General features: G+C 46.8%; 15 protein-coding genes. 1 reads left to right on the top strand and 14 read right to left on the bottom strand.

The genetic code is table 11. From position 1 onward, the window contains the following. The coding region (locus tag BLX24_RS12980; RefSeq protein ID WP_071503559.1) for a sce7725 family protein at nt 1-810 on the top strand (810 nt) is incomplete at its 5' end. A gap of 1,086 nt (nt 811-1,896) precedes the next feature. Here BLX24_RS12980 and BLX24_RS12975 read toward each other — a convergent pair. From BLX24_RS12975 to BLX24_RS12910, 14 genes are all read right to left on the bottom strand, one after another. Beyond that, nucleotides 1,897-2,400 (bottom strand): hypothetical protein, encoded by a 504-nt coding sequence (locus BLX24_RS12975; protein WP_071503558.1) that lies wholly within the window; start codon nt 2,398-2,400, stop codon nt 1,897-1,899. Between the two features lie 2 nt (nt 2,401-2,402). Then, nucleotides 2,403-6,029 carry a tape measure protein gene (locus BLX24_RS12970; RefSeq protein WP_071503557.1) on the bottom strand — a complete coding sequence of 1,209 codons (3,627 nt, stop codon included), beginning with the start codon at nt 6,027-6,029 and terminating at the stop codon, nt 2,403-2,405. A gap of 181 nt (nt 6,030-6,210) precedes the next feature. Beyond that, complete coding sequence (locus BLX24_RS12965) at nt 6,211-6,726, bottom strand: hypothetical protein (protein ID WP_071503556.1); 516 nt, start codon at nt 6,724-6,726, stop codon at nt 6,211-6,213. A 23-nt stretch (nt 6,727-6,749) separates the two neighbouring features. Continuing rightward, nucleotides 6,750-8,336 carry a hypothetical protein gene (locus tag BLX24_RS12960; RefSeq protein WP_071503555.1) on the bottom strand — a complete coding sequence of 529 codons (1,587 nt, stop codon included), beginning with the start codon at nt 8,334-8,336 and terminating at the stop codon, nt 6,750-6,752. Nucleotides 8,337-8,356: 20 nt separating this feature from the next. Continuing rightward, entirely contained in the window at nt 8,357-8,704 is a 348-nt protein-coding gene (locus BLX24_RS12955; protein ID WP_143092656.1) for a hypothetical protein, read from the bottom strand. 283 nt (nt 8,705-8,987) lie between these two features. Continuing rightward, nucleotides 8,988-9,374 (bottom strand): helix-turn-helix domain-containing protein, encoded by a 387-nt coding sequence (locus BLX24_RS12950; RefSeq protein WP_071503553.1) that lies wholly within the window; start codon nt 9,372-9,374, stop codon nt 8,988-8,990. A gap of 12 nt (nt 9,375-9,386) precedes the next feature. Next, a complete protein-coding gene (locus BLX24_RS12945) occupies nt 9,387-9,647 on the bottom strand; it encodes a hypothetical protein (protein WP_071503552.1) in 261 nt (86 codons plus the stop codon). Nucleotides 9,648-9,681: 34 nt separating this feature from the next. After that, nucleotides 9,682-10,395 carry a terminase small subunit gene (locus BLX24_RS12940; protein ID WP_071503551.1) on the bottom strand — a complete coding sequence of 238 codons (714 nt, stop codon included), beginning with the start codon at nt 10,393-10,395 and terminating at the stop codon, nt 9,682-9,684. A 444-nt stretch (nt 10,396-10,839) separates the two neighbouring features. Next, entirely contained in the window at nt 10,840-13,146 is a 2,307-nt protein-coding gene (locus tag BLX24_RS12935) for a VapE domain-containing protein (protein ID WP_071503550.1), read from the bottom strand. Between the two features lie 42 nt (nt 13,147-13,188). Then, complete coding sequence (locus BLX24_RS12930) at nt 13,189-13,590, bottom strand: hypothetical protein (protein ID WP_071503549.1); 402 nt, start codon at nt 13,588-13,590, stop codon at nt 13,189-13,191. Then, a complete protein-coding gene (locus BLX24_RS12925; protein WP_071503548.1) occupies nt 13,587-13,949 on the bottom strand; it encodes a hypothetical protein in 363 nt (120 codons plus the stop codon). The genes BLX24_RS12930 and BLX24_RS12925 overlap by 4 nt, the downstream gene beginning before the upstream one ends. A gap of 71 nt (nt 13,950-14,020) precedes the next feature. Further along, nucleotides 14,021-15,325 (bottom strand): hypothetical protein, encoded by a 1,305-nt coding sequence (locus BLX24_RS12920; RefSeq protein ID WP_071503547.1) that lies wholly within the window; start codon nt 15,323-15,325, stop codon nt 14,021-14,023. Between the two features lie 13 nt (nt 15,326-15,338). Further along, nucleotides 15,339-16,589 (bottom strand): site-specific integrase, encoded by a 1,251-nt coding sequence (locus BLX24_RS12915; protein WP_071503546.1) that lies wholly within the window; start codon nt 16,587-16,589, stop codon nt 15,339-15,341. A 346-nt stretch (nt 16,590-16,935) separates the two neighbouring features. Beyond that, nucleotides 16,936-18,051 carry a hypothetical protein gene (locus BLX24_RS12910; protein ID WP_071503545.1) on the bottom strand — a complete coding sequence of 372 codons (1,116 nt, stop codon included), beginning with the start codon at nt 18,049-18,051 and terminating at the stop codon, nt 16,936-16,938. Nucleotides 18,052-18,102 lie beyond the last annotated feature (51 nt).

Raw genomic sequence — 18,102 nt, 5'->3', positions numbered from 1 at the left:
AAGTGTCCGGCCAAACAGGACCACCCCAATATCCCGTTTATTCTCATTATTAATCCTACAGTAGGTGACCTACAAGGCCCATCAGGTGGACACTTTATTAGTCATCAACTCATCGACAGTTCACTCAATGGGTACACAAACTATCATTTAGGGATAATCATAACCTCAATCACAACGGTTGAAGAGATTGACGAATACCTCCAACAGTACCCAGATCATACGAAAGTATTTATTCACAAGGGTCACTTCAGGGATACAACTGCATTAAAGAGCCTTATTAGTAATTCCTCTAATATAGTTTATAATGTATTCCATGAAAACAAAACCAGTGCAGCTTACCGCGCCATCTTCACGTCCATCCCTAAAGTACTATTGAGGGATGGATTTTCAAAAGAAAACACTAATGCAGATTACAGCGAAACTGACATGTTTTCTGATCTTCACAATGTGTATGATGATCTCAACTTCCAAGGTTTTGGAGATTTTTTGACCATTGGTGATGATTACACAGACAAGGGGGGGATACCGTCAGTTATTGCAATACACTTAACTTACTTAGATGGTGAGGATTTGCATGTCGCCCATTTTTTATCAGATGTTAACTCCCGAACTCGAGCGAACATTGCAGGTAAGTTTAGCGAAGCCTTATCTCATCTCATCAACTTTGTCAATTCGCGCGGAATGGCATCTCAAACATTAGGGATACGCGAATTTGAATATTTACATGCGCGTCAACATTTCCCTAATCTAGGACCTGTTAAAAAAATGTCCATGAAACATCATATAGAATTGATTTCCAGTATCTTGTAAGATCTTTTCGTTTTGTGCGGAGCATATTGTAGTAAACTTGTTTCGCACAAACTACACGATTAATCTAGGATTCCCAAAACAGTACAAGCTCAATTACCACATCCTTCAAGAATCAAGCCTATAACTAGATACAAACTTTCTACTCACAAGAGCCCATCTCCTTTACCTGTTGTCCAAACTGCTATTTGGCAAGAATAGACATGTTTATGAAACTCCTCTTGCATCGATACGTCTCAGCTTCATGTACATTCAATAAACATGTCCAGAAAACATGTTTATCAAACCCCATCCTAATCGACACGTTATACTCCTATACTACATTCCGAGCTTAACCGATCATCCGTAAGGGTGGCAGAGTTGACGGCAAAAACAGCGTTTTGATACTCTTTTGATACCGTAAAAAACGAAAGCATGTAAAATGCTGATTATCAGCAATGATATTTGTCCCGTTTGGATTCGAACCAAAGACCGCCATTTATACTCCGCCATCACTGACCGTGAAGCCATGCGCCGGCGTCCGGATCTTGAGAAAGATAGAAAAGGTCAATTGGTTATTAAGGATTAGTCATACTTTTGTATTACAAGTGTACAGGTAACTGTACAAAATGGTGTGGATATAAAATGGGAAAGCCCTGTCGGTTCCGGCAGGGCTTTTTTGATGGTTGTATGTAAGTATCAATCAGCCTTAAGGCAACAATTGGCAGGATCCTGGTACCGATTTTTAAGCAGATCTTTGTCGGCCTTTCTACTTTTGGCTCTTCAACTTAAACAATTAATCATATGCCATTGATAGAAATAATTATCAACGACCGTAAGGGGCGAAAAGTCCAAAAGCAAGTCCTGACGATACAATAGGGGATTTGAAAGCTATAATCGCAGAGAAGAGCGGACTGGATCCAAAGGAAATAGGACTGAAAAAATCGATGACGATATTTAATGATCGCCTTACCATTCAAGATTATGCGAGTATATGTTGCCTGGGTGATGGTTCCAGTATAGAAACGACTGCGTGTTTCCCTGCCCCTGCTAAGTAAATCAATAACACCCTGCCCAAAAAGCAGGGTGTTATGTTGAATAGATTACAGATTAGTTGAGGCGGCTATCCGGTTTGAAACTGTTTTGGATGGCATCAACCTGCTGCCCAAGATTATCGGCCTTCAGAACAAGTCTCTCAAGGGTTGAGGCCGGATTGTTGAGCCGGATTTCATAGTACTCGTTTTTGACCCCCGACTCAAGCAGGGTCAGTTTTAAGTCAATGACCTGCCTGCAAAGCGATTCCCCCGTATCCGGATTGTCAGGGCTCATCAATAGCCCTTTGGCCTTGTAATATAAGTCCGGAATTCCAGGTCTTTCCGGCTTTGGTAGATAAGGCCTGAAAAGCCATTTTACCAGTTCGCTCCGATACCGGCTATACTCCTGAGTCCACTCAAGTAGATCATACTTGTTTGTATATAACTCCAGAACCTCTTTGTCTGTCGGCTCTCTCCATCGTGGCCATCCCGAATCCGAAAGGGTATGAAAACAAGTCAATGCAGCCGGATTACGTTCTTTTATCTCTGCCAGCATTTCGTCACGAAGTTTAGTGTCCATAACTATAGTTTTATGATTGTCGTTTTATTGCCCTCTTCAATGTAGATCCGGCCGTCAGCCGTACCGGTGATGTGTTTGCCCGTATTCCGCTCAATGGCCGCTAACCGGTTGTTGGTGGCCTCCTGCTGACCGGTCAGTGCAATCAGATGGTGTTCCAGCCGGTTCAGATTCTGTTGCGCATGTGCTCTGGCCACAGTATGTTCTTCCATCTGCCTCAGCACGGTTTGCGGGAATTCCGGCTGACGGATCATCGGCCGGCCGGTGTAACGGGCCGCTACACGTGCGATACCGGCCGGATCGTCGGCATTGATCTGCTCGATCAGATCCTCATGCTTTTTGGTACTCCTGCGGTTGACCACATATTCATCCCCCTCTACTTCGATGTCGTCAAAAGCACCGGTGCCGCGAATACCGCCAAACTCGTGGGCTGGTCCCCGAAGCTTACCACCAGTCCGCATTTTGGACATGGCCTTTACTTTGGCACGAACCGAAAGAATGGTACCAAGGATGGTGGCCGCTGCCGCAATGGCCGCTACAACACCGACGATTGGCCCGAGCTTACTTTGTTCGGCCATCGCATTTACCACCGTTTCAATTGACTTCTGGGCAACTAACGCCTGGCTGCTGACCATTGATGCCAGATCCAGCGCCTGTTGAACCTGTGTCGCTTTCCGGCGTATCTGTTCCTCTTCGGCTTTCTGCCGTTTCAGATCTTCCAGTTCCGCCCGACGGATAGACAGATTGTTGGCTGCGCCTTCCTTCTGCCGCTGTGTTTCTTCGTCAACCTGTTTTTCCTTGGCCGAAATTTCATTATCCAGTGATTGTATCCGCTGGTTGGATTGCTCAATCAGTGATTGCGTGGTGGACATGATCGATTCACCGATCAGCTTCATCGACTCCTTGAAGGCATCGGCCTGCTCCTTATTCTTAAACGGGATAACGGCATCCCAGATGTTGGTTGCGATCGGTGCCGTTTTTATCTCGGCCAGCTGTTTGCTGAGGCCGTCAACCAGCTCCTGCGTCTGGGAGATGAGCACAGCGTTTTCTGACTCGCTCTGATCTTTGAGCAGTTTGAGCAGCCGTTCGTTAAACTCGATACGGGATTTAAGGATAGCTTCCTGCCGTTTACGTTCAATTTCCAGGTACGAGTCATTCGGGTTTTCGGACCGAAGCTGATTTTCGAAGCGCTGCTGGCCATAGAATGCAATCTGAGCGGTTTCCTGACCGCGAACCTGATCAATGGATTGACCCAGCAGAATGCGGTCCAGTTCTTTGTTTTTGAGGCGGATGAGACGCTGTTTCTCGCTTTCTTTTTTTTCCAGCCGGATCATCTCATCCCACTTCTTTTCGGCTTCGGCTAGCTCGAGTTCATTGTACTTACGCTCAAGCCCCAGCATTTTAATCCGGTTGTCAATTTCCAGTCGTTGCAGATCATCGGCCGATTTAGTCCGGACCTGCTTCAACAGGAAGGCAAACTTATCGGAAGCCTCTTTATCCAGATCTTCCAGCTTAAGGCTTGTGTCCGGAACAACTACACGCTTGCCGTCGACAACAGCCGTTTTATTAGAACGGGCCAGCTGTAGCAGCCTCTCGTATTTATCCCTGGCCTGTCTGATTTCATCTTCATCGTGTCGGGCTTTTTCTTTGATATACTCAGCCGAATCCTTCTGCATGGATTCAAGCTTTGCTTTGCCGTACCGGTCTTCGAGTGCCTGATATTCCTGCAGGTAATCCTCTGCTACTTTAAGCAGAGCTGCTTTTTCTTCGTCGGCTGCCTTTTCGGCATCGGTTTTGCCTTTCTTTTTGGTACCGCTTGTGGTTTTTGTCGCCGGCGGAGTGGCGGCAATTCCCTGTTCCCGACGGATCAGCGCTTCAAGACGTTTGATCTCTTCTTCCCCCAGCTTTTTATCGATCTGCTTCAGACGGATCTTTTCCTTCATCTGAGCAATGTCCTTTTGGTAGCCCTCAACCGTCGTTTTGGTCAAATCAGCCTGCCGCTGGGCCTGTTCACCTAACAGCCCGTTCAATTCTTTCTGTAAGCCGGCCTGTCTGGAGCCATAGCGTTCCAGCATGTCGACGGTGATATCGAAGTAGTCCGCGGTTATATTCTTGTCTCTGGCCGCCTGAGAAATCGGCTGCTGACCGCTGGCAAGTCGTTTGGCCAGATTCAACCGCTGAGCGGCATCCATGCGCTCCAGCTCCGTGATGGATTTACCTGATGCCAGAGCCAGATCTGCCAGCGCCTTGGACTGGCCACGTATCGAGGCCGTTAATTCATCCTGTACTTTCGTAATCTTTTCCTGACCCAGGGCGATACGGATCTTCTTTTCATACTGGGCATTTACCTCAGCCAGCCGCTGAGCCAGAATATCGTTGCTCACTGATTCCGCATTGAGCTGCCCAAGGAATTCAGGGTATTTAGCACTGAGTTGCTGGATGAGGTTAAGCCTGACCGCTTCATTGTCGTTGGCCATGGCGATGGCGCCAACCAGACCATTGATTTCACTCTGCTGATCACGCAGGCTTTCGGCCGGAGATTTGGCAATCAGATCGGTGAATACACCAACCAGTTTGCCGGCTTCCAGGACCAGCATTTTAAAGGCTCCTCCTAAACGCGAACTACCGATGCCGACTTCTAACCGGTCAACCTGATCGCCGAAGTTGGACATGGCTCCTTCCAGTGTTTCGCTAATGACAGCCGTGGAGCCGGCAACGCCATTCAGCTTACCAAATCCTAAAACAGCTTCCGTAATGGCCTCATTAGAGGCTTTTACCGTCTTTTCAACGCCTTTAAAGCTGAGGGTAACCTGGTCGCCTGACTTAGATGCACGGATACCGAATTCCTTCAGCCGTTCGAACTCTCCGGACTGGGCATCTAAAATGGCTTCAGTCAGCTGATCAAACGATTTACCCTGACTGGCAGCCAGATCACCGATATTGGTTAACTGCTCTTTAGTAGGAGTTAAGCCCCGGTTGACGAACTTAATAAATGAACTTGTGAGCTCATCGACCGAATACGGTGTTTGAGCCGCGTACTCAGCCAGCATGCGAAGGCCGTCCTGGGCTCCCGAACGGCTACCGAGTGCATTGGTCAGAACGGCCTCATATTTCTCAAATTTGGCTGTGGTCTCAACAATGGCCTTACCAACCTCAAGAATGCGGTCAACCGCGAAGGCCTGCACCACCGTTGACTTCATTTTGCTCCACGTGCCATCAAGGTCGGAAGAGCCCTTTTTGACTTTGGCGACTCCGTCGGACGAGTCACCCATTTTTTTGTTGATCTCAGCCAGACGGGCTTCAACAATCCGGAGCTTTTCTTCCAGTTCCTTGTAACGGCCGGCATCAATAAACTCTTTCTGCCGCCGGACAAGGCCCGCATATTCCTGCTGTACGTTTTGCAGTTCAGCACGCATGGAAAATAAACGTGCCTGATTAAGCTGAATGGCTTTCACCTGCTGAGCCAGAACATCATTAAAGTCCGCTGCCTTTTTGTTGTAATCGGCAAAGGGATTAACACGGCGGTTCTTATCGGCAACAGTGGCAATAGCCGCCATCGAGCCGCCAAGCTTTTCCAGATTGTCAAAGGTATCTCCGAAGTCGAGGTTATACCGGGTGGTTAGTTCGTTCATGATTTGTTGTAGGTAGCGGCCTCAGCAGCCATGCGGTCTCGTTGTGCATTGTAGAAGTGCCAGAAATCAACGGTATCCATCCGGCCAAGGGCAGCCAGGCCCTCCGGCCGGCCATCGGCCAGACTGTTGAGGAGTGTTATCCAGTATTTGTCTCGGTCGATGGCCTGACGTGATACCGGAATCAGCTTTTGAGCGACAGATCCACCAGCGGAAGGGCGGAAAAGGTCCGGGTGGCTTTGTTCAAGTCGTCGCCAATACTTTGCAGAAAGCTTGTCGCCAAGGTAAAAAAAAACTCACGCCCGATGCGGGACCAATCCCGTATCTTCTCTTCCGCCAGTTCCATGCTGAACTCTGCCCGGTCCTCGTCGGAACTATTGATGAAGAGGGTACAGATGTACAACACCGGATGGTTTTTGGTCTCGGCCTCAATGCTTCCCCGCAGGAGATTGTCGATGTGCACAACGGCATCTGCCATCCTGCCGGCGTTGAGTGAGTCGTACGCTTTTCTGAGCTCTTTCCGGAAGGAGTCACCGGAACGCGAAAAAGCAGCCCACAGGGTAAAGCGTTCCAGAAACCGGTCTCGTGTTACACTCAGTGCGCAGTGCGATTCTACGTGATACGTCCGGCCATTCGCTTCAAAGGATCTCACTAGAGCCGGATCCAGGACAAGGGGGTATAGTTGTGTAGGAGCTTCCATGGGTTAATCAGTTTGAAGACATGTTATAACTGGCCATTGAACACGGTTACCTTACCACCCTGTACGGTGATTTCGCCTATTGAATACCCATCTATGACAGGAGTAATGCGCTCTCTCTGACTTTTGGTAAGTGACGGGTCGAAGTATGCACCACTGAAATAGGTAGTGCCTCCTGCGCGTTTAATGCGGCCTTTTAATACACCTCTGCCTCTTCGGCCGGAAGGGTCCCAGTAACTATCATTGGCCGCTGCATCATGAAGCAAGGTTGAGCCGTCGAACTGAACAGAACGTGAAATATTAACCGGAGTAAATGTAGCCCCAAAGCCGAAAGCCTGTGCTGTAACGGTGTATGGCAGATGTACGAACGACTCACCGGCTGTCTGGCTCATGCTCTGTTTCAGGTGTTCGGCCACTAAAATTGCATCCTGGTGTGTAAGCGGCAATTCGGGATAGCCATAGGCAATTCTTTCATTATCTGACATACCCGACGTGCCCCCAACCGGAGCAGGGGTTCCGGCAATCTCAGGGAACCATTCAGAGTAAGCAGCCCGGTCAGGCGTTGGATGAGGGTTAGGTGGAGTCACTTTGTTAATATCCGTGCTGAATAGTTGGGGGTTATCCCAACCCAGAACGCCATCTCCGTCCATATATCCTGCAAACAAATTAATGGCCACATTAAAGTCGAAATCAATCATGGGATGTTCGCCTGTAACATAGCGTCCTCTCGGTGAAAGCAGTTGCCGTTCGTAATTGTGATTGATGTGCAAAGTGTGATTACCGTTATCATCTTTGCTCACCTGCTCGATCAGCGGCCAGATGTGCAGGTATACTTTTCCATTACTCCCTTTCTTCATGACCTCCATCGCATGCAGGACCGTATAAAAATCACGGGCATAATCGAAGTTTGTCGGATAGTACCGCACGTTCGCGTCGTAAATACTGTCACGGCCGGCCACTAAGTAACTGCAGCAGGTTCGGGCATGGTCCTTGTCAATGTAATAATCCTTGAAGTGACTATGCGTAGGACTTACCGGTGTTCCGTCAACCCGAAACCCTGTGTTCATGACACGGTTGTACATATCAAAGCTCCCATAGTTGCCCCCTGATGTAGGGAGGCTCCGTCCAGCGCTGGCATACATCTGCTTACGCTTTGTATAGAAACCCTGAGCAAAGGGGTGATCGTCATACAGGCAGATTGGAGGATTGGGATCAGTAAGCGGTCCTTCCTGCGCAAACTCATACCCCTCAAAGCCGTAACCTAATCCGTTCGGCCCCATGCCTAACGCCTGCGCACAGTACTCTCCCTGTGCAAATGTTCCGCTACCAGACGTCCATCCCGAACCACCAATTACAGACATAATCGTTGATCCGGTAACCCACAGAAACGCTTTGTTGGCTGCCAGTTCTGAGCTGGGATTACCAAGCGCCACAATACCGCCACGACCAATGATAGTGTTGGGGTCCAGATCCCGACGCTTCTGATACAGGATTGTCTTACGACCGTCGATGGACCCGGCCGGCCGGTACGCAGCTTTCTCAAGCCCCTGGTTAATCCATTGTCCTAAATTAACCCAGTTGGGATACGTTTCTATTGTAAGTGATTGAGCCATGTTTAACAGATATCAGCGTGTTATGATACATTGTGTGTCATTAGTGACAGATCTTCCCGAACGTCAGTGATAATCCCGCTACCGGTCTCCGAAGACGTTTTCCACTGAAACCGCGGTTGTTTGTAGAGGTAAGGCAAATCGATGGAGCCGGTACCAAAGCCATAAGCCGGTAAGGTTAACCGGAACGTTGTCCAGCCGCAGAGGAGCCGGAAAAACCGCGGATAAATCCGGATACGGATCCGCACTTCAGCGGACTGATCAGATAGGTTTTGAAACTGAAAGAAATAGCGATACTTGTCAGGGGCCAGCCTTTTGACAACAAGGCTGCGCACACCGACAGCAGCATCCTTTTTTGGATGTACGGTCATACCCATAACTACGTTGTTATAGTGATTGATCCTCTGTGCGGCTGAGGAAGCCAAAGACCTCTGTACGGCTGAGGAGAAGCCAAGTACCTCAATGAAGCCGAGGGACGCTAGAAGTTCCCGGTAAGGCTGGGACGGCCAATGTCTATATAAAGCCAAGACTCGCTAGAAGTTTTCCCGTTAAAGCTGGGACAGCTAAAACCTGCTTAAATCAGGCATTTAAATATACGAATTATTCTCGGAAATCTAAAGTTTATTTTACATTTTTTGTCTGTAAAACAGGTAGTTAGCTGATTTTTGTTTGCGCCGCTTTCCGCTGAGAAATCGTGGCTATCTGGTTTCTCAGCCAGATGCCTCTTACTCCGGTAGCCGAAACAATTATACCCATCTTCTGCAGTTCTTTGCTGATCCGTTTCGGGCCGAATGATGGAAAATCCAATGATAGGGACAACACTGCTTTCTCTATAGAAGCGTCAACCCTGTTTTTGACTATTGCCTTCCGGCGGGTACTCTCTGCCAGTGCTTCGGAGCCACCTTTATCGAATAGCTTTTTGAAGCGGTAGTAACTCGGCCGGCTATAACCCATAACCTTACAGGCATCGGTGACACTTCTCATTTCCTCGGCAAGTCTGAGGAGTTCGATTTTTCGCATGGTTTTGCCAATCTTGTCCATTACCGGCCGCGCTTATGTAAACCATAGCTTCATACCGTTCGGCAGCTTGTAACAAAAGGCACCTGGTACATCACTCCGGTCATAATCGCCAAAGAAACTACGTACGGCGGCATCTGTGACGGTACCTGGCTGTATCGTTTCTATATACTGCTTTTGCTCCTCCCGTTCTTCTGCGGTGAATCGGCGGCCAAGGGTAGCCCTGATCTTCTTCAATTCTTCTGTATTGCCTTCCATCACCCTGGATAGTAAGGCGATCTTTTCTGCACGTGTCATAGCTCTTATGGTTCTGTCGGTACTACCGACGGTTTTAATTAAGTTTCGCAATTGCTTTATCCAGCAGGGCATCAGCTTGCTCATCGCTGAGCGTGCTCAAATCAATTTTGGTCTTGTAGGCTCCGTGGATATGAAGGATCTTGTCAAGAGCAGCGTCCACCGGATAACCTTCGACAACCGGTCCGAACTCATTATACTTGAAGGTCTTGATCAGGCCATTCCTTTTGTCCTTTACCAGCTTTGGCAGATCAAGAACCACTTCTTCCACGATCTCTGTTGGGCCATCGACCATGCGTGTTGCGTCTGGATTTTCTTGTAGCTCCAGCTGCAGACGGATGATTTCTCTCCGTCGCTGCGTCTGGGCTGACTCATGCGCTTTTTGCTCGTTTTCAGACAATTCAGCAGCTGCAGCATATTTATCCTCAAAAACGACTTTGGTTTCCAGAGTGGCAATGACTTCAGCCAGTGGCTTTTCAACTTTCGTGACCTGCTTTACCTGCCGGACAATGAAATAGTCGTTTAACCGTGTCTGGGCAATGTCAGTCAGTCGCCGCATAGCTTCCCCCTTGCTCATAGCCTGCTCGTCAAGCGCCTTCTGAATAGCAGCCTTTACCTCTTCATTTTCCTGGAGTAGTCCATATGCAGTTTGACGGGCAGTGCTCTCACTGTAGCCGGCCCGTCTGGCCGCCGCTGCACCGTTAAAATCGATCAGGTATTCTTCTACAAAACGTTTTTGTTTTACTGTCATAAGCTAAAAGGTAAGGTTTTGTAAGGTTTTGTAAATCTTTCGTCAGCTATAGATGCTAGCCTACCCATGGTTGATTTTTCTTTTTATGAAGTGATTAAATAGCCGCCTGCATCTCTGTCACCATTAAAATGCCTTTTTTGTCACCATTGATGTTTTTGCGTAATGGCATATAATTCAGTTTGTTAGGCCTGGAATTTTGTGTCACCACTGCAACGGTCTAAAAATACCAGCAAATACATTCTTTTTTATTTGAATAAGTAAATAGCGGTTACTTATGGTTGTAACTATTATTTACTTAAGAAAAAAAGAAAAGAGCATTCCCGTTATTTATTTACCTTTTAATGGTGACAATGGTGACAGATAGATAAAGGTCTGATAAATAGATCAGTATGTGTCACCATTTATGCTTTTTTACTGGTGACATTACTGGTGACAAGAGTGAGGCTATTCCTGCCAAACGACATCATAGCCCCATTCACGTCTGTTTGACACATTAGGATTACGCTTTTGCTTCCTGATAAATCCGCACGCCTGAAGCTCTCTGCCTAATTTGCGGTCATCAAGCTTACGGTTATTAATCTGGACTTCAAGTGTTTTTAATATTTCGATAGTGCTCATGAACTGGATAATCTCTCCTCCATTGCCTTTGGGAACAGACATGAAGCGTTCAATGAGTTGCCGTTCAACTGACTTGTTCTGAAATTCTTCTGTATGATCATTCAGCATTTTTCGCTGCTCTTTTGTAAGGGTAGGGCGCTCACCTGCCTGATATGCATGATATGCTTCCATGATCAAGTCTGTTTTATCAATTGCATTGTAAGCCTTATGGTCGATACTGATCACATTAATCGGGATGATACGCCGGTTGAATTCAGGCTCATTAATTACGCCTTTATGGTTACTGGTTGCACACAGAACCGCCAGGCGACGGAGCTTGACTGACTTGCGGGTGTATACCTCTCTCACGCTAAAAAACTCCTTTGACGTAAGTGCTTTAAAGTATTCCATATCTTTTGAGTCACGCCCCTTAAATTCATCATTAAAGGCGATTAAGTTTTTACACATATCTACTTCCTCATCCTTGCCCGGCATCCATTTGGACTCTAAAAAATAGGGTTTCCATTCCTCTGGGAGCATATAACGGAAAAACCACGTTTTGCCAATCCCATCGGCTCCGGTCAGTACGGGTACCAGATCGCACGGTTCGCCAAAAATTGAGCCGACAATACCTACCAGCCATTTCCGCAAAAAGGTATATACGTAATCGGGGTTAGACGCATTGCCGGCAAAGCATGTATCAGAGTCAATCGTATCAGCAAGGGCTTTAATTACACCAACAGGTTTCATTCCTCTATGATGCTGAAAAAAGGATAAAAACGGATGAAACACGGGGTAAAGGGTTCGACTATGGATCATTTTAAACATATCCTCATACCGGATTTTATCTCCAAGTACCTTCTTCGCGTGTAGATACATGGCGTAGTAATGATGGTCTTCAAGTGGTTTACCGTCATCGTCTTCAAAGTCGCGCCGGATCTCATTGTAACGGATGGGGTAATTGGTTTTCAAGAACAGCTCGAGTTGATCAAGTAGACAATCACCCGTATCAAAGCTTTCTTTAGCCCTGTAAACCTGACCTACAATAGATTCAGCCTCAGCGCGGTCGACGCCTTCCATTTTGACGATTTCGTCAACGGCGCTAGCCTCCTTCACATGGCCTTTCTTACGCATTTCTGCCAGACGTACGATGTTTCTGGTTTCGCTGGTCATCCACTCAAGACCAGCAGCTTTGCAACGTGCATAGAAATAGGCAATCGTAATTCTGCGAGGATTCTCCTTGATCAGATAGTTGAACTTCCGGTCACAATCAGCTGGGTTGTACTCGGAATGAAACTGGCTAATACGGTGGAAATATTCCCTGGCGCTTTCGCCGTATTCTGAGATAAGCGCCCAACCGGATTTATACCAGTCATCATAATTTTCGGTAAGATCAATGCTGTTTTTACTAACCTGTTCCATTAAATGGTCGATATCACGACCTGTATGAACAAAAGCACCAATTGGTCTTTGTGCCGCCTTTTTTTCACTAGCCGGCACGTACTCTTTAAACAGTCGGGCGTGGTAATTGGTGAAAATAGTTGGATCGTGAGAGATCACTCTGTTTCGACCAACATTACCGGTTGACTTATCAACAACAAGGCCATAGGTTTTTAGATAATACCTCTTTATACCTTCCCACATTTCGTCCCATCGCTGAGGCATTATCCGAATGATGACACAAAGCCCTTCACCGCGAACCGTTTTGAAAATCGCATAGGTGTACGGATCACGCTGAAGCATTTCCTTGATATCGTCGGTTTGCGGCCCAAGACCATCGATATCGACATCAAAGAACGAAGAATAAGACAGTATACTATTGTCCTTACGGGTAGCAAAACGCCCGCGGATGCGTACACAAGGTGCAGTATTTTTCAGATATCGCTGTTTTTTTTCGTCTTTCTCTGACCGAATCCGCTGCGAAATCTTTTTCCAGTCCTCACCAGACCGAATACCCTCAAAGAAATCACTTAAAAGAATGTCAACAGGATAATCGTCCTCCGGATTGATATCCTTAGGTGGCACCATAATTTTAAACAAGGAAATAGCGCCTTCAATGTGGACGATCGAAGATTTAGGCCTCTCATTATCACCTGATTGTTGATGAACCGTTTCGCTATTTTGCGTATCTTTGCTACTGGATATCGCTGTCATCTGGGTTTACATTATTGGGGTACGGTCGGGGGGGCCGTACCTTTATTTTTTACGGGGAAAACGGGTAATTGAAGGCCGGATTACAGGGCGCTTGGCAAGTGTTTTTTTATTGGCTTTCAAACTGTTTAGCTTAGCTGAAAACCATGCGCGGAAGGTCTCAAAATCGTAGCAATAAAAGTGAAGGGCATCAGGCACTTCAACCTCTCCTGAGCGTTGATCTGTTACTTCAATAGTGATAGTCGTGCCAGCGACCTCAGCAATTATTCCGATCGCCGGGTTCTGTTCAAGCCACTTTAAATAAGACCCCTCATGCTGAGGCTGATCACCAGTGAAAAGAAATTTAGGATTGCGTCCATAAACAGCCATCACACCGAAGATGGCTGAGGTGAGCTGAAACTGATGCTGCTTAGGTGTAGGGTTGGCATATATTTGAGGGCGGCTCATGCTGCTTTCCGCCCTCCCTTGCGCTGATGCTTAGTAGTAAACTGACTGTCGGCAAGTTGATCAATTTCCTTTGACGATGGCCGGCGTTTGCTTTTTAAATGCGCTTCGATTTCAGCTCGGTCAAATAGAATGCGTTTACCGACCTTCGTGCGACCTAAGGGGGCGGTATCCTGCCGGACGGTTGATTCCGGAATGCCAGGGTAGTATTCCTCGCACATTCCTTCAAAATCTATTCTGTCCCCCTTGTATGCTGGAGTAATTGTAGTAGTCGTTTGGCTGCATTTGAGAGCAATACCAACTGCTTCTATAACTAATAGTTTTAGCTGTTGCGGTGTTGTTAAAATGACTTGGCCTTCCATGTTTTGATTTGTTTAGTAAAACATGGGGCAAAAGTGTGGTTAGTTATCTTGCAGAACCTGCAGAACCTGCATCAATGCAGGTTCTGCGCTATCAAAAGACGAAAAATGCCGCGATAACGCTGATAAGTCTGAGAGGCTGGCTCGGAAAATTGACGAGTCTCAGTGCCAAGTTCTAAATCAGGAAAAAAGTTTTGTAATAAGGGTCTTATAATCTTTCGGTCAATTCCTTTTTTAATCATTCCTTTATATTCCATTTCATCTAGCCATGCAGCAAGAATAGAAACGTCACCTTTCTTCTTAAGCCACTTACCATTGGCATCTATTAGAATCCTATCTCCATTATTTTTCAAAAGAATATCTATACCTAAATTAATGTACTTCTTGTCTGAGAATATTTCTTCTAAGCTATTGAAAACAGAATCAGCGCGGGTTTTATCTAATCCTTTCTCATCCTTTGATGAGCTATCTTTAACATGAGGGCCTTTGTGGTATATCGGAACGTGGCGTTCTAGGGACTGTATATTTGGATATGAAGGAGGCTGCAGAGATGAGTAGTTATCAATGGCGTCTTGATGATACATATTGGCAGCTTTTTTCATTATTGCTTTATATCCTAGCACCTTGTTTTCTTCACATAACCAAATGAGTCGCTGCAAAAAACGTATCATTATAAGGTATGTTTTAGCCTTATGATAATTTATTAGTATTGGCGTTGCCTTTGCCCAAAACTCATCCCAGCTCCAAACATCATCATCACTCCAGTGCGATTGCGGTGTTCTTCGTAGTTCTTCAGGCGTCCAATGGTCTCCAAATGGGAGTTCATCCGGAACTTGTTTATACCATACTTTATTGAGAATGAAATCTGCTGATTTGCTATGTGTTTTATGAAATACAAGGTCAGCCATTGGCCCTAATTCATCAAAAAGAGGTAGAAGCCGATTATGTTCACTTCTTAAAAAAGCGAGCGTATCATTGATTGGACTTGCTAATAGTCTTATTCGTTTTTTGATATAAGCATACGTCTGTAGCATAAAATGCTCCTGCTCAAACCATCTTATTCTAACGTACTGATGTATTATTTTGTAGGAGCTCCACCGGTTGTACGGTGTGTAATCTTCGTCCTCATAGTCTTCATTGTCAAACTTCTTGTAATCTTTATCGTAGAAATTATCTGAGTTATTATAGTAATTCATTTCCTTCACAGTCATTGAAAATTGATTGTCCTCCTGTAGAATCTCATTAGGCTGATATATAGATGGGTCGTCAATTAGTACTAATTGTACAGTTGGATCATTTTGAGTCACTTTCCCGTCTTCGTCTTCACTGTAATGGTTTGGAATATCTTTATGACTAATTCTCAGCGTGCTTTTTTTCATAATGAGCTGGTAGTTAAAGGTTATTAAAAGCCTCGTCGATCATTTCATTTTCAAAGGAGGCAAGGTATGTTTGGGTTATAGCCTCTGTTTTGTGCCCCATGGCCTCGCTGATCACTGCTGTTGACACGCCCGAATGCTTCAGTGCTGTAGCGAACGAGTGGCGTGCTACATAAGTAGTGAGGGGTACATCAATTCCGGCCAGCTTGCCTATATCTTTTAAGTCACTGTTCACTTGCCCTTTGATTTTATGCAGCCGGTTACTGATCTGTACAGGAGTCAGGTGCCGTTGCCGGTCCAGGATGCCAAATACATAGGCGTCCGGATCTGTTGAGGTGACAGGCCGGTAATAATCCAGAATAGCCATAGCGGCCGGAGAGAGCTTTAGATTAAATAAGCCGCCTGTTTTTTGCCGAACATACTGGAGCCTGCCACTCTGTACGTTTCGCCATCGCAGTTGAGCCATGTCAACGTAATTAATACCGCCACCATAGTAACTGAATAAAAACAGGTGTTTAGCCAGTATCTGTCTGGCTGTACTTACCTCAGCAGCCTCTATTTTACGGATATCATCCTTGCTTATTGCCCGCTTTCTGGTGGTAGTATCAAACTTTGAAAGACTGAATTTGTCCCGCTGGGTAGTATGCCGGCTGAATGGGTAGAGGTCAGCCGGAATTAGTTTCTCACTTATACCTCGGTTCATCGCAGCCCGTAATGTTCTGAAGTAAACGCTCAACGTAGTGTCTGCGCAGCCTTCTGAGCGGAGGTATGTCTCCAGTCGATTCAGGAAAGCGACGTTGATCGATGACAAGGGGTAATCTTTTTCCTGAAGAAACTTTGACAGTACACGACGGGTATCCCGGTATACATTCGCATTGCCCGTTTTTTTGGCATCCTGCAACTGATCTATGATTGTTTGCAGGTAATCCAGCAGCATTGCCCCTTTACGTTCTTTACGTGGTTTTTTACTGGCTTCTACTACCGAATCAATCAGCATGTCAATGGTAAAGGGGTGTCCACTATCATGCAGTCGCCTGGCAGCCTCAATGTATTCTGTTTCCCATTTTTTGATTATACTCTGTAATCTTGTCCTCTCAGGATGGTTTCGCCTCGGGCCTTCTTTTTCAGTATCCCAGTATTTGAGGTCACAGCTTTCGCCTAAGGAGATATACTTCCGACCTCCGTCTTTCGTAATACGGAGCCGGAGAGGGTGAGAGCCATCGGCCAGCACTTTGCTGGTGTAGAGCATGACTTTAACCTGAGGCATTCGGTCGGAAGGCAGTGGGTTGCTTGGCATATTAGAGCGGTGTACATTTTGGTGTACATAAAAGTACAGTAATAGCCGCAATTATCCAATACTATCCATTATTGATTTCTGGTGTAAGTTGCTGATATATAGAATAATAAAAAGTATTAAATTTTATCCGTAACAAAAGGGTTCATGTCTTACAAGCAGAGGGTCGGGGGTTCGAATCCCTCAACTCCCACAAGTGAAAAGCGAGTCAGCAATGACTCGCTTTTTGTTTTTCCGGCATTTTGGCCTGATTGGTTTAGCGTGTCTGCCTGACAAGCCAAGGGTCAGAGACGGTCAACACCCCTCAATATCTCTCTCCTCACTTATACCAGCCCCAAACCTCCTGTGCGGATTCGCCGGCCAGGGCGGGCTTGTTGATCACCATCGGTACCTGAAGCTCGGTAAGCATCGTGCGGTTGTCAATACGTTCGGCAGGCAGGTGGTTTTGCGGAACAGACCGGCTTTGTGAAACCGCAAGGTTGGTATACGTAAACGCTACCGGCAGAACATAACGCCCGGCATACGCTGCCGAAAACGCCGGTAGTTTCTTAAGCGCGCCCGTCACCGCCGCAATAAAGCCGTACCCGACATTTCCCGGACTGAGTGGCATGATATGGTTGATTTGCCCCTGCGCGTCAATGTCAAACCCGATATACACCCGGCTATACAGGCCCTTGTTCCAGAGTTGAGCAGGATACCGGATATGCTCGTACAGCATCGGCCGGAAATCCGGATCGGCATCCAGCGGACAGCGTAGTGTTGCGGTCAGCAGGCTATCGTAGGCGCTCAGGATCTTTACGGTATTAGCCCATGAGAGGGTATCGTCGGGAACAAGGGCCGCTACGGCGTCGGGATGCTCAACTAAAGCCGTACGCAACGCCGTGCCGTTCAGCGCAACCGGTTTAACCGGCCCGTTGCCTGATTGGAGATAATACGTAGTCCGGGGCTTATAGCGGGCTTTGTAGAGCGATGTGCCGCCTGTTTTGTCAAAAGAAGCGGAAATCGGTTCCAGCCGGCAGCTAACTACTGCCAGCAGTTTTGTTTTACCGGCATACCGTATCTGGCAATAAACGGCTCTGCCATTGATCAGGTGCTTATCGTAGCGCTCATCGTTTATCGTAAAAGCATCCGGAAATACCTGTTGCGGGGCTTCGTCGCCGAGCCGGAAAAATACCTGACCGGCGTAGATATTGTAACAGATGGTACCATGGATTTCGCGGCCGGTCGATCCCAGCAGCATGGTTCCCGGCTGCCAGATGGGAAAGGTGAGGTATTCACTGCCGAGGAAGTGCTGTTCGCTTAACAGTTTGTCGCCCGGCCCCAGGCAAGTGGTGGTAATCTGGCCGGCACTGTCTCTGGCAACGGTACACCACTGACTTTGGGCGTTATACCAACTGATACAGGCAAGGACCCCGATCAAAAATCTCCGATACATACGTGATTATCCTGAAAATAAGATTAGATGCTGGAATAAGGCATTGGGCCG

The sequence above is a fragment of the Arsenicibacter rosenii genome (genome assembly GCF_001870735.1).
Taxonomy (GTDB): Bacteria; Bacteroidota; Bacteroidia; order Cytophagales; family Spirosomataceae; genus Arsenicibacter; species Arsenicibacter rosenii.
This window is presented reverse-complemented; position numbering and strand designations above follow the sequence as displayed.